Here is a 13,400-nt window from a genome sequence, read left to right on the forward strand (position 1 = left end):
ATGTGTATATGCAATATTCAAAATAGCAAGGGCAACCTATTCGACTGTTTTCCCAGAGTTATGCACAGAAACAGTGGATAACCCTCTGATTTAAACAAAAATTTAACAAGAGAGGGTGGATTTCTGCAAGTTTTTGCCCAAAATGAGGCAGAATGACAGTGTAACACTGTGAAAATGACTTATTCTGGGTCTTTCAGATAGTGGATAACTTGATTGCTACTGCCGCGCCAAACTAATTCAGGGTCATGATTGTCTTTTTCGAACTTACCATCAACTACCACATCCACATAGTCCAGCACTGCTTTCTGCTCTTCATTGAGCTCATCCATTCGGTAACCTGTCCACAACCAAATGTCTTTCCCTTGACACTCTAGCCCTACTCTCTGGACCAATTTTAGAACTGCAGAAACATTTGCTGGATGGAGGGGGTCTCCGCCTGACAAAGACAAGCCACGGCGCTTTATCCGGCTGTCATTGAGATCCGCAATAATTTGATCTTCCATTTCCTGAGTGAAGACATGCCCAGCATCCAATCGCCATGTACTCTGGTTATAACAACCACGGCACTGGTGCACGCACCCTGACACAAACAAGGTACAGCGTGTGCCTGGGCCATTGACGACATCAACAGGATAATAGTTGTGGTAATTCATTGCAGCTCCAAATAAAAAGTGCCGATTACTCGGCACTTGATTCAATTGACGGGGTTACACCAACAATTACATGTGTTTGACGCGACGTTTAACTTCTTCCTGTTTACCGAAGTTAAATGGGCGTGCATCTGGGCTACCTAGGTAACCACATACTCGGCGGGTAACCGACACTTTAGATGGCTCATGGTTACCACATTTAGGACAAGTAAAGCCTTTGCTGGTACAGTCAAACTCGCCGGTGAACCCACACTCGTAGCACTCGTCAATTGGAGTGTTTGTGCCATAGTATGGCACACGGGTGTAACTGTAATCCCAAACGTTCTCTAACGCTTCGACGTTATGCTGAATATTCGGATATTCGCCGTAACAAATAAAACCACCATTGGCGATTTCTGGGTATGGCATCTCGAAATCAATCTTGTCGTAAGGATTTACTTTCTTTTCCACATCAAGGTGGAAGCTGTTGGTGTAATAGCCTTTATCTGTAACGCCATCTACCACACCGAATTCTTTAGTATCGATAGAGCAGAAACGGCTGCACAAGTTTTCACTTGGTGTGCTGTAAAGGCTGAAGCCGTAGCCTGTTTCTTCTTTCCAACTGTCAGTCGCCGCTTTCAGACGCTCAACGATAGCAATCGCTTTTTGACGAAGAGCCTCATTGTCGTAGACATGAGTTTCAGTGCCGTAAAGGGCATTGATGGTTTCATGAATACCAATGTAGCCTAGTGAAATCGACGCACGGCCATTCTTGAAGATTTCAGACACGTTGTCGTCTGGCTGCAAACGAACACCACACGCACCTTCCATGTAAAGGATTGGAGCAACTCGTGCCTTAACACCTTCAAGGCGGCTGATACGGGATTCCAATGCACGGCGGGCAAGGCCAAGTTTTTCATCCAGCAATGCGAAGAACTGTGATTCATCGCCTTTTGCTTGCAAAGCAATACGCGGCAAGTTCAAACTAACCACACCCAGGTTGTTACGGCCTTCGTGTATTAGCTCGCCATTTTCTTCATAGGCACCCAAGAAGCTACGGCAACCCATTGGGGTCTTGAATGAGCCTGTCACCTCAACCACCTTGTCGTAGTTGAGGATATCTGGGTACATGCGCTTGGATGCGCACTCTAGTGCCAGTTGCTTGATATCGTAGTTGGCATCACCTTGCTTATGGTTCAGGCCATCACGAATTGCGAATACCAGTTTAGGGAACACAGCGGTTTTGCGGTTTTTGCCCAAACCTGCGATACGGTTCTTCAGAATTGACGATTGGATCATGCGAGATTCCCATGATGTCCCCAAGCCAAAACCAAAGGTCACGAATGGCGTTTGACCGTTCGCGGTGTGTAACGTATTCACTTCATATTCCAGAGACTGGAATGCGTCGTAACATTCTTTTTCTGTGCGTGCCTTGGCAAATTCTTCTGGCTGAGGAATATCCCACTCTTTAGCCACTTCCAGGTGCTTCTCGAAGCTCACAGTGACGTACGGCGCCAACACTTCATCGATACGGTTGATCGTCGTACCACCATAGATATGACTAGCAACCTGAGCGATGATCTGAGCGGTGACAGCGGTCGCTGTTGAAATCGACTTTGGTGTGTCAATTTCCGCATTACCCATCTTAAAGCCGTGTGTCAGCATGCCGTTCAGGTCAATCAGCATACAGTTAAACATCGGGAAGAATGGTGAGTAGTCCAGATCGTGGAAGTGGATATCGCCGTCTTCGTGCGCCTTTACGATGTCACGTGGTAACAGGTGCTGCTTCGCGTAGTGCTTAGCAACGATACCCGCCAGCAAATCACGCTGTGTTGGAATAACCTTGCTATCTTTGTTGGCGTTTTCATTTAGCAGCGATGCATTGCTTTGCTCAATCAAGCCACGGATTTCGTTGTTTAGATGGCTTTTCTTTTCACGGGCAATGTCGCGATCATGACGATACTCGATATATGCACGTGCAACCGCTTTGTGTGGCCCCATCATCAGATGGTTTTCAACCGCGTCCTGAATAGCGTGGATCTCGACCTGTTCCTGGTCAGCAAACTGAGAAAGTACTTGCTCAGCGACAGACTCAGCATAGTTGGCATCCATTGCCTCTACAGATTCGGCAGCGCTCAATACCGCTTCTTTAATACGCTTAGTATTAAACGGTACAAGGCAACCATCACGCTTAATCACAACAGGTTTCACACAAGGCTCCTAAAAATGACAGTGTCACGAAAACCACTAAATATAGGGCTAACTAAATTGACCAATACAAGATGTGGTGTATTAAGCGAGAATTCAGGAATGGAAACATTGATCTATGTCAGTATTTTACTAGGAGCGTACAGCTAACAACCGATGTTTTCGATTACCTCTCAAAATGGGCATTTTCACTCGTTGCATTGCAAAAATGTCAACTCATTTATTTTGCTATCAATACTGAAAACACTAAAAAATCACTTGAATTAATTTTAGATTTTACATTCAAATCCAGCGCCCGAATCACTTCTGGCTCGGTCGCATTTTGTCGGTTACCTTCTCGCCCTCTATACTCAAAAGCATTATTGTGAAGAGTATTGCCTATGCGAACCGCATTGCCTTTCTTGTTCATGATTGGCGTACTGTTGTCTTCTGTCTGCGGCGCATTCCAAATCACCCCGCAGAAATACGAAAGATACACCGGTGATCTTCCTGTCATGGAAGAAGAGCGAGTTATAAGGGTTCTTGTTGCTGCAGACCTAGGGTTTTACTACTTAGACAGAGGGCAACCTAAGGGTCTCATTTCTGAGATGTTGTTGCTGTTTGAAAAATTCGTCATCGAAAAAACCCAGAAAAAAATCCGTATACAAATCATCCCGGTAAATCGAGATCAGCTTCTACCGGCATTAAATGCCGGCATTGGCGATTTGGTCACCGCCAACCTGACGATTACACCACGTCGAATGAAACAAGTGGACTTTAGCTACCCTATTCTCTCTGATATCCAAGAGTTGTTCATCACCCACTCGACCCGAAGCCCCATAACAAACATCAAGCAGTTATCAAAAAAGAGTGTCTGGCTGCGTGCCAGTTCGAGCTACTACCAAAGTATTCGCCGCATCAACAAACGGCTTGAGAAACTTGGGAAAGAGCCAATGTTTGTTCATTTCCTCGAAGAAACGCTTCAGGACTTTGAGATGTTACAGATGGTCCAAGAAGGCATTATTCCTATGACGGTTCTGGATTCACACAAAGCAGAATTTTGGGATTTGGTTACTGACGATTTACAGATCCACTATGAATACCCTATCCGCAAAAATGGGGCTATCGGCTGGAGCTTCCGTAAAAACAGCCCTGAGTTTAAAGCTTTGGTGGACGAGTTCGTGGAAAACAACCGCCGGGGTACACTAAACGGCAATGTCTTGTTCAACCGCTACCTCAACAGTAAACAGTGGTTCCAAAAAGTCATGAGCCCAGACAACATTGAAAAATTCAAAGAACTCGAAGACCGGTTCATTCGGTACGGTAACATGTATGATATCAACTGGTTAATTATCGCGGCTCAGGCTTATCAAGAATCAGGCTTTGATCAGTCCAAACGCTCCCATGCCGGTGCCATCGGGATCATGCAGGTACTCCCCCAGACAGCCAGCGAGCCCTACATCAATATTCGCAACATCCAGAGTATCGAAAACAATATCCATGCTGGGGTCAAATATATGGATTTCATTCGTCAGCACTATGTCACAGACGATGACACCGATGAGCTAAACCAACTCTATTTTGCCCTGGCAAGTTACAACGCAGGACCAAACAGGATAAGGCGATTAAGAAAGGTTGCCGAGGAGCGCGGTTATGACCCAACCAAGTGGTTCAACAATGTCGAAGTCATAGTCAAAGAAGAAGTCGGCATGGAGCCTATTACTTATGTAGGGAACATCAACCGTTATTTCACTATCTATAAGCAAATCTTTTCTTTGCAAAATGCTGCTGGACAACGTATGGCAAGTCAAAACAGGCTACGCTTCAAACTGTCTCGCTAGCCAATTGAGTTGCTTAAATTTCATCCAAGAAACCGTAAAAAAACATAGATGGTGAGATCAATGTCGCGCTTTCATTAACCTGTCATTTATCGCCCCTAATCTTGCCAGTAAAACGTTAAGTAATGGATCGTTCCCGTGAAGGGGATAACTGGCTATGGGCCTCTGCCATAGCGCTATACAAGGTGTGTAACTATGGATTTACTAAACAACTCAACGATTGTGGTACCGACAGACGAAGAGCTACTGGCAGACTGCCCTGATAGCCTGAACTTGAATGATGATGAAGGCGAGTTATCTAACGAAGTCATCAACCTTTTATCATAACCCCATCAATGTCCTCAACTGCCGTATACCACTTCATACGGCAGTTCACCGCGTAAAGCTCCATAACCGTCATTTCAATCACCTCACGCTACCACTATAGAACATGAGTTATATTTCTTTTAAGTCATTACCTTACACTCCTGATAATTGTCGACTTCTCAGCTAAATACTTACATAACCAACATTGTGTTACATTTAAGCCATCACTTTAGTTGCACCTGCAACATTATTATGGGCAATACACACATGTTGCAGATACAACAAATGTAGGGTTATTTATCAAAGCCACGTACAATGAATAAAACTAGAGTTAAAGTGCAGTGAATATGAACTCAAAAGATAACCACACGAATTTGCCCATTGCAAAAAGCCTCGAGCAATCCCCGTTCTTTATGATGGGCGTTGTACACCGACACTTTCGAAATCAAGCTCAGAAAGAGCTAATGGCAAATTACGACATCACGACTGAAATGCAGAAAGCTTTAGAGGTCGTAAATTGCTTTGAACCAATAAGCCAGCAAAAACTTGCTGATGCATTGATGAATGAAAGAAGTGCAACAAAACGATTAGTAGACAACTTAATTAAGCGTAATTTAGTAACCACAATAAAAGATGAAAACAACCAAAAGCATAAATTACTTACGCTGACTGAAGAAGGTAAAAAAATACGAAAGCTTGGTGATGTTATTATGCAGAAGCTAGAAAGAAAATGGTTATCCTCTTTAGAGGAGAATGAAATAGAATCAATCATAGCCATTTGTAATAAATTATCTAGCAACATTTAACTTCGTTTTCATTGATTTACTGACCTTTTATTAAGGTCAGTAAATCACTACACCTATAAAAAATTATAATTTCATTTTTATATTTAATTACTTTTGTCCTGTCGAGGAAATAATGAAGAAGTATCTAGCGCTTGCCACAATATTTTGTGGTTTCTCTAGTCATGCCGTTGAGTTAACTGACAATATTAATATTGTTGGTTTACTGGGTGCCTATCAAACTAATGGAGGTCCGTTAGCTGAAGGTTCTCAAGACGGTAACCCTATTGAAGCAAAAGTTAGACTTAATGGTTTAGCCAATTTTGACATCAATGATGACTGGGCTGTTTTTGGTCGCATGGAATATGACCTCAACTTCTTGAACCTTAAGGAAGGGACAGAGATAAAAAACGGTAAGCTGCGGAAACGCTATGAATACATTGGCGTCAGCCATACTGATCTTGGTAGCCTGTGGTTCGGTAAAGACTGGGGGGCAACCTATGCCCATATGCCCATTCTAAAAATGCGATACCTAGGATTTCAAGATGTCGCAGCAGGCCAGGCTACATGGCGCAATAGTGATACCCTTCTTTATAAAAACAGTCTTGGTAATTGGGGATTTGTTGCTTCCACCCAACTATCAGACTCTACCCGTAATTTTGATTATAAAGATGATGCCTTCACAACGGATAGCAATGCATTCACCATTACCTATGGTGCCTCTTCTTTCTATGGTGACGGATTTGGCATAGGTTATTCATACCATGATGCAGGTTTATATGGTCCAAATGGTGGGCTATATAAAGATAAAGGTGATGCGACACATAATATTGGGGCAAATTATCGTCAGGCCCTTGGTATATTGGCGCCACGATTGCCAAGTCAGAGTTAAATGAGAATGCCAAAAGCGCTGATCTAAATAAATATACTTGGGACATTGCTGCTGAATATGCAGTAAATGATAAATTATCCCTTGTTCTCCACCACGCACAAATTTATGGGCGGTGGGGCGCCGAAAATGAACGCTTTGTAGGCTACGGCGTTCATTACAATGCCTTCGATATTTTACCTTCTCTATTCCTTTTTGCTGAGGGCCGTATTTCTGATGGTGGCGATAGCGGAACCATTGAAGATACGCATGTTGCTGGCATCGAATACATATTTTAATTTTAGTTAAAGGTATAATATGGACATTTCAAAATTTAAACCATTATTCAAAGTTTCAGAAAATGGCAACTTAGAGCTTATTTTCCGCCTCATGGTAGGTTTCATCATGCTCTACCATGGCTTTCATAAATTAATGAACCCAATGGGCCTGGTACCTTTCCTTGAAATGAAAGGGATCCCGTTTCCTGTTTTGAGTGCAATCCTCGCGGCGGTTACTGAGTTCTTTGGCGGTCTGGCCCTAATGCTGGGCTTGGCGACCAGATTGGCCGCCCTTGGACTTGCAGTGTGCATGGTTGTCGCAATCATCACTATGGGTGGTTTCAGCGCAGGCTTAAACTCACTCAACGGTGGCCTTGAGTACCAATGGACACTGCTTTCTGTTTTCGCTTTCTTTGTATTCTCAGGAGCGGGCAAAGCGTCAGTGGATCAGTTTATCTGGAACCGCATCCGCTAACAGAATAGCCAGGTGCACTCGCTTAATGGCTTTAAGCCTGTGCACCTGGCTTTATTCTCGACATCAGCACCATGTCGATATACTTACCAGCCTTGAACGTACTCAGTCGCTTGACCCCTTCCGTTTCAAACCCAACCTTATGGTACAGCGCACACGCCGTTTCATTATCGGCATGGACTTCCAACTCCAGACGGATCAAATTTAGCCAATTGTCCGCCTGATCAACCGCTTTTTCCATAAGGTATCGCCCCACCCCTTTTCCTTGGCTAGAAGGGTGTACGGCTATCGCCACAAAGGCCGCATGTCGGTCCCTCACCTTGTTAGTCATAAACAAGGTTACATGGCCAACGACCCTACCATCGACTTCAGCAACAAGGGTATAGTTATCAGGGTTATCAAATAGCTGTGCGACTGTATCCGAGCTCAAATAGGGTAGCTGGGAGGTATTTTCCGTCACTTCTGGTAATCGGTAAATATCGAACAAATCGCCATTGTCCGTTTTTTCGTAGTGTCTAATCGATATTTCCACAACAATCCTTTTTTATATAATGCTCTAATCTCGTCTCAATGGGCGTATAACGCTCTCCAGCCCTTCGATTTTCATCTCAAGCGCTAATGCCATCAGCAAACCCAATTCACCTTCGGGAAAGCCTTTTTTCTGAAACCAAAAGAAAATAACTTTCTTCTAGAGTTTACTGCAAAAACAGTTACATCTCCTATGTCGATTATCGAGATTGGTACCAATTTATGCGTACATCGCTCTCACCTCTCCAAGAGAGGAGGCGATATTCTGAAAATGGCATCATCCAAGAAACCTAGCTGTTGGTTGTCAAAAGTTATATGGTTCGAACGAACTATTGGAAGGAACGATATGGCTACCAAAACGTTCACCTAAAAATGGACGACTCTGCTTACAAAACAAATTACGCAAAGCCCACCAAAGCGTCGAATTTCGATAAGTTTTGACCGTCATCACACCTTCTCACCAGCATTGTGACTCGCTCAAAAGCAATGAACATAGTAGATGAAAATCATCATGAGTTATAAAAATGGAACATTACGAAAAAATTATCATCAAGGGTTTGCTTGGCGATGGCAGCACGAGCGAGACTTTTTCAAGCCGTTTGATTCAGGGTACTGGAATTGAAAAAAATGAAAGTGTCAGCGAGATGTGGGCTTACCTCGACGGTGAACTTAAGCAGAAAGTCATTGATGTGATTGAGTCAGTTTTTTGTGAGGAAATTGATATTTGCACCCCAGAAAAAGGGTTAATTAAGCACATGGCGCAGCGCGGTGCTCTTGCTGAATATTGTGCATTAGATCTTTCGGAGCGTAACCAATTTACCGAAGACGAAGAACGTGAAAAAGTAATGGCGTTATTCGAAATAAAGAAAAAACTCTGGGAAGAAAAAGAAACGTTCAATGCACATGACCATTACAACAAAGTGGGTTCGTAAGTAACCAGCACGACACCAGCACTAACATAAATTCCTATTAAATACTTTTTAGACTCACCTTAATATCTGGGTGAACGATTTCGCTCACCCTAAATTTACTTAAAGTTTATTTAATGAAAAAAAATACACTAGCAACACTCATTGAACTCGCTATCAATGACGACTTAGAAAATATCAAACAGAACGCTGCTGAGAGTGTTTTCATCTTTGACCGTTTAGTTCTAAAAGGACAATCAACCACTCTTTTTGCTCCACCGAATTCAGGTAAAACCCTATTGGTCATTAACCAGCTAAAACAATCATATGCTGCTGGTCTTATTAACGATCTATCGGTCTTTTATATTAATGCCGATGACACTCAAAACGGCGTTATTGAAAAAACTGAAATATTGGAAAGTATTGGTGTTCATGTGCTTGTTCCCGGATACAACGGCTTCGAATCACATTCCCTGTTAGCCATCTTAGACGGATTATCTGACGACAATTCAGCAAAGGACGTTGTAATAATTGTGGATACCCTTAAGAAATTCGCTGACACGATGGACAAAAAAATATGCGTAGATTTGGTATCACTGTTAGAGATTTTGTAATGAAAGGTGGCACCTTTATCGGTTTAGGTCACACCAACAAAAATCGAGATGGCGACAACAAACTTGTCTATTCTGGGACATCAGATCTTGTCGAAGACGTAGATTGTATCTACATGATGGACATTAAATATGACAATACTGACGGAAATGGAATCCAAACAAAACACATTCAACTGACAAACCAAAAACTCCGCGGCAATAACGCTCTTGAGCTTACATTCGCATACCACAAAGCAGAAAATTTAAAGTATGTTGATATGATAAACTCTGTTCGTAACATCGATACCAACACTCATGAAAAGGCAAGAACCTCACAAGATGAAGAGTCAAAATACAATGACTATCTTGATAAGTATTCTGATGCCATCTCACTAATAAAGTCTGTTTTAAATGGCAACAAGATGGATAAAACGGAACTAAGAGATTTTCTTTTAAAAAACACAAACTATGGTCGTGACAAGTGTATTGAAATAATTGACCGTGTATCAAGTAGGCTCATTGATTTTGAAATCAGCGGCAAAACAGGACGAAAGAAAACCTATTATCTTATCAACAACACTTAACTGGCATCCGTTGATTCCGTTTTTTACGTTTATTTAATTAACTGAAAGAACGGAATATCCTAAAGCATGAGCCAGCCATAAACTGGCTCATCCAATTCACTCAAAAAACTTTAAACTGAGTCAACCAGCCCCTTCATCACAAAGCCCATTTCCTTACCCTTTATACCCACTCAACATATCAAACACCACTCGCGCAAACTGTTGCGTCTTATTCGGATCAGAAAGAAGCTGCATCATCTGCTCTTGGTGTGCGGCACTGCTGCTTAGAATCGCATCATCAATCGCACGCGGGAAGTCGCCGAGCATGGCTTGTTCACGAGTGTTATTGGCGATTTGGCTCATCACCGTTTCGTTCTCAGTGAGCTTGTCACGCACTGTAAAGGCATAGTTGATCATGTCTTTGTCGGTCAGGTTGTCGGTAACAAACACCTCGTTGAGTCGCTCGATAATCAAAGACAAAAACTCTTCTTTCTTGTCTTTGGCTTTCGCGGTGCCAACGTCATTACCGGGTTGAAGTTTGTATTCTGGCGTATTCTCTTGAAGCTGAATGTCCTGCTGGCGGATCTTTGATAAGCGGTAGTGGCTCATCACCACGTTGCCAAGGTCAAGCTCATCTTCCTCGATAACTTTTTCACGCAGCATTGGGCGCAGGTGGCGTGCATACAAGCTCAGCTTTTCTAGTTCTTTATCGTCGTAATCAACAATCTGCGACATGAATTCATAGAAACGGACAAAGCTGCCCAAGTCTTTCTTGAAGATCTCAAGGCGGTCTTTCTCCTGCTTGCACTCTTTAAAGCTGTTCTCTGCATTGGCAATCAACACCGCATCGCCTGTTTTCTTGGTGCGCTCAAACATGCTCTTGGCACGAATGTATTCTTCAACCGCAGAGCTGTAACGCTTGCGCCAACGGTCAATGGCTGGCTTGCAGATGTTGCTGATCGCGGCATTGGACTTGTTCTTGGTAAAGAACGCATCAACGAACTGCTCTACCTCTGTCCATAAGAAGATACCGCTGGCACGTAGCTTTTCTGATAGGTCAAAAATCTTGTCAGGGTCAGACACATCCTCAAGCTCAGCCACTTGATAGTAAGGCTGAAAAGCATCGAGAATATCTTGCGGATCGTTGTAGAAGTCGAGCACAAAGGTGCCGCACTCGGCTTTACCTTGATAAGTGCGATTCAAGCGAGAGAGGGTCTGCACACACTCAACACCTGCCAGTTTCTTATCAACATACATAGCGCAGAGTTTCGGTTGGTCAAAGCCTGTCTGGAATTTGTTGGCAACCAACATCACTTGATAATCGTCGGAGTCAAAGGCTTTGCGCATCTCACGACCTTTAAGATCAGGGTTCATGTTGTGCTCGGTGAACTTTTTATCCATAAACGCCGTGCTATCTGGGTCGGCGGCGTTAAATTCCACTTCACCAGAAAACGCGACCATGGCGCGAATACCCGCATAACCATGCTCAGACACGTACTTATCAAACGCCAGTTTGTAGCGCACCGCTTCTTTACGAGAACTGGTGACCACCATTGCCTTGGCTTGCCCACCTAATAAACCCATGACGTTCTTTTTGAAGTGCTCAACAATCACTTTCACTTTTTGCGAGATGTTGTGGTCATGCAGGCGTACCCAGTTATTAAGCTTCACCTTGGCTTTACCTGAATCCACCTCTTTGTCTTCGGCTTCCAGCTTTTGCTTGAGCTGATAGATTACCTTGTAGTTGGTGTAGTTCTTAAGCACATCAAGGATAAAGCCCTCTTCAATCGCCTGACGCATAGAGTAGATATGATAAGCCACTGGCAAGTTACGTTTAGACGCGGGTTGCTCTGGTTCGGGTCTACGACCAAACAACTCCAGCGTTTTTGGCTTTGGTGTGGCAGTAAAGGCGTAATAGCTCAGGTTAGCACTGCCTTGACGCGCGGCAATCGTGGCATCGAGAATATCTTCTGATGATAATTCGGTGTCATCGTCAGCTTCATCCGTCATCAACACTTCTTTGAGCTGGCGAGCGGTTGAACCTGTTTGTGATGAGTGCGCTTCATCGGCAATGATGGCGTAACGACGCTCTTTGAGTGACGTTGAGTTCTCAATCGCCTTTAACACATGCGGGAAGGTTTGAATGGTCACGATGATGATAGGCTGTGACGTTTCCAATGCGGTTGCCAGCTTCTCTGATTTCGAGCCATCACCCTCTTTACGGTTGATGCGCCCCACCACGCCATCAGCGTGTTCAAACTGATAGATGGTATCTTGTAGTTGATCATCCAGAACGGTGCGGTCAGTCACCACAATCACCGAGTCAAACTGCTTGTTGCCGTTGGCATCATGCAAGGTCGAGAGTTGGTGCGCTGTCCATGCAATCGAGTTGGACTTGCCCGAACCTGCACTGTGTTGGATGAGGTACTTATTGCCTGTGCCCTCTTCAATCGCGGCTTTAACCAGCTTGGTTACCACATCCCACTGATGGTAACGCGGGAAGATCAGGGTCTCTTTCTTGGTTTTACGCCCCTCCCAATCTTCTTTTTCTTCAATTTGAAGATGGATAAAGCGCCCGATGATGTTGAGCAGGTTATCTGGCGTTAATACCTCATTCCACAGGTAATCGGTAGCGTAGCGGTTTTCATCTTCTGGAGTATCATTGCCCTTGCCGCCATCATGTGTGCCTTTGTTAAACGGCAGGAAGAATGTCTCTTCACCCGCAAGCTTGGTTGCCATGTGAACTTCATACTGGCTTACCGCGAAATGCACTAACGCACCACGTTTAAAGCTCAAAAGCGGTTCTGGCTTCCTAGTAGCTGGGTCTTTCGGTAAACGGGTCAGTTTGTACTGCGCAATCGCATTTTCTACCGCTTGTTTGAATTCAGATTTCAGCTCAAGGGTAGAGACAGGTAAACCGTTAACAAACAGCACCAAGTCAATGCGCCACTTCTTAGCTTGCTTGCCTGTCGCTTCGAATTCCGCTTGCGTAGCATACGGACTGTAAACCAGCTCTGGCACAATGCGGCAGATGTTGTGCTGGTAACGCGCCAAGGTTTCAGGATTGAGATTATGCTCAGGCTTAAACTGACACAATTCAAAACGGGCATTGCGGATTTTCAAACCATGGCGAAGCACGCCCAAGGTGCCAAAGGTGCGTGATGCGCGATCAGTGGCGGTCTCGTCGGCTTTTTTAAGCTGCGTCACCAATGCATCAAGGAAGTGGCGCTCTGAGTCAGTCGGGAAGACTTTGCAGAACTTCTCCCACTCTTTCGGCTGAGTCTGTTTGATAAAGCTCAGCACATCCGCTTCATAGAGTGCCGATTCGCGGTTATAGCCCTCGCCAGTACCTAGCACCCAGCCATTAGCCACCATCTGACTGATGATATCGTCCTGAAATACCCGTTCTTGTGTTGTGTCTTTCATAATCATTCTTCTTATTCTACTT

The 13,400-nt window shown here is 44.0% G+C and carries 12 protein-coding genes and 2 pseudogenes; 9 read left to right on the plus strand and 5 right to left on the minus strand.

What is annotated here, in order from left to right:
* Nucleotides 1–179 precede the first annotated feature (179 nt).
* On the minus strand, nt 180–653 hold the full coding sequence (nrdG, locus tag BIZ37_RS17645) for an anaerobic ribonucleoside-triphosphate reductase-activating protein (protein WP_187462595.1): 474 nt from the start codon (nt 651–653) through the stop codon (nt 180–182).
* Between the two features lie 66 nt (nt 654–719).
* Entirely contained in the window at nt 720–2,840 is a 2,121-nt protein-coding gene (gene nrdD, locus BIZ37_RS17650; protein ID WP_187462596.1) for an anaerobic ribonucleoside-triphosphate reductase, read from the minus strand.
* Between the two features lie 377 nt (nt 2,841–3,217).
* Here nrdD and BIZ37_RS17655 point away from each other — a divergent pair, with 377 nt between their 5' ends.
* The 5 genes from BIZ37_RS17655 (at nt 3,218) to BIZ37_RS17670 (ending at nt 7,363) form a co-directional block, all read left to right on the plus strand.
* Nucleotides 3,218–4,657: a lytic transglycosylase F gene (locus tag BIZ37_RS17655; RefSeq protein WP_187462597.1), complete on the plus strand. Its 1,440-nt coding sequence runs from the start codon at nt 3,218–3,220 to the stop codon at nt 4,655–4,657.
* A 192-nt stretch (nt 4,658–4,849) separates the two neighbouring features.
* Complete coding sequence (locus tag BIZ37_RS30500) at nt 4,850–4,981, plus strand: hypothetical protein (protein WP_255526798.1); 132 nt, start codon at nt 4,850–4,852, stop codon at nt 4,979–4,981.
* 326 nt (nt 4,982–5,307) lie between these two features.
* A complete protein-coding gene (locus BIZ37_RS17660) occupies nt 5,308–5,766 on the plus strand; it encodes a MarR family winged helix-turn-helix transcriptional regulator (protein ID WP_187462598.1) in 459 nt (152 codons plus the stop codon).
* Between the two features lie 112 nt (nt 5,767–5,878).
* Nucleotides 5,879–6,634, plus strand: coding sequence for a porin (locus BIZ37_RS17665; RefSeq protein WP_187462599.1), 756 nt, complete (start codon nt 5,879–5,881; stop codon nt 6,632–6,634).
* A gap of 294 nt (nt 6,635–6,928) precedes the next feature.
* The gene (locus BIZ37_RS17670) at nt 6,929–7,363 is read left to right on the plus strand and encodes a DoxX family protein (protein ID WP_187462600.1); all 435 of its coding nucleotides are present in this window, start codon (nt 6,929–6,931) and stop codon (nt 7,361–7,363) included.
* A 31-nt stretch (nt 7,364–7,394) separates the two neighbouring features.
* Here BIZ37_RS17670 and BIZ37_RS17675 read toward each other — a convergent pair whose 3' ends face one another.
* Together BIZ37_RS17675 and BIZ37_RS17680 are read right to left on the minus strand one after the other, a co-directional pair.
* Nucleotides 7,395–7,892 (minus strand): GNAT family N-acetyltransferase, encoded by a 498-nt coding sequence (locus tag BIZ37_RS17675; RefSeq protein ID WP_187462601.1) that lies wholly within the window; start codon nt 7,890–7,892, stop codon nt 7,395–7,397.
* Between the two features lie 24 nt (nt 7,893–7,916).
* A pseudogene (locus BIZ37_RS17680) lies at nt 7,917–8,030 on the minus strand (putative quorum-sensing-regulated virulence factor); the annotation flags it as partial.
* A 91-nt stretch (nt 8,031–8,121) separates the two neighbouring features.
* Between BIZ37_RS17680 and BIZ37_RS17685 the strand changes: the two are divergent.
* The 4 genes and pseudogenes from BIZ37_RS17685 to BIZ37_RS30510 all read left to right on the plus strand — a co-directional run.
* Nucleotides 8,122–8,242: pseudogene (locus BIZ37_RS17685) on the plus strand (IS5/IS1182 family transposase); the annotation flags it as partial.
* A gap of 170 nt (nt 8,243–8,412) precedes the next feature.
* On the plus strand, nt 8,413–8,820 hold the full coding sequence (locus tag BIZ37_RS17690) for a hypothetical protein (protein WP_187462602.1): 408 nt from the start codon (nt 8,413–8,415) through the stop codon (nt 8,818–8,820).
* Between the two features lie 113 nt (nt 8,821–8,933).
* Nucleotides 8,934–9,410 (plus strand): hypothetical protein, encoded by a 477-nt coding sequence (locus BIZ37_RS30505; protein WP_255526799.1) that lies wholly within the window; start codon nt 8,934–8,936, stop codon nt 9,408–9,410.
* Nucleotides 9,374–9,973, plus strand: coding sequence for a hypothetical protein (locus tag BIZ37_RS30510; RefSeq protein WP_255526800.1), 600 nt, complete (start codon nt 9,374–9,376; stop codon nt 9,971–9,973). Before BIZ37_RS30505 ends, BIZ37_RS30510 begins: the two co-directional genes overlap by 37 nt.
* A 153-nt stretch (nt 9,974–10,126) precedes the next feature.
* Here the strand turns inward: BIZ37_RS30510 and BIZ37_RS17700 are convergent, their stop codons facing one another.
* Entirely contained in the window at nt 10,127–13,378 is a 3,252-nt protein-coding gene (locus BIZ37_RS17700; RefSeq protein ID WP_187462603.1) for a type I restriction endonuclease subunit R, read from the minus strand.
* Nucleotides 13,379–13,400: the final 22 nt, after the last annotated feature.

Origin of the sequence: Photobacterium sp. BZF1 (assembly GCF_014349205.1) — a bacterium.
GTDB lineage: Bacteria > Pseudomonadota > Gammaproteobacteria > Enterobacterales > Vibrionaceae > Photobacterium.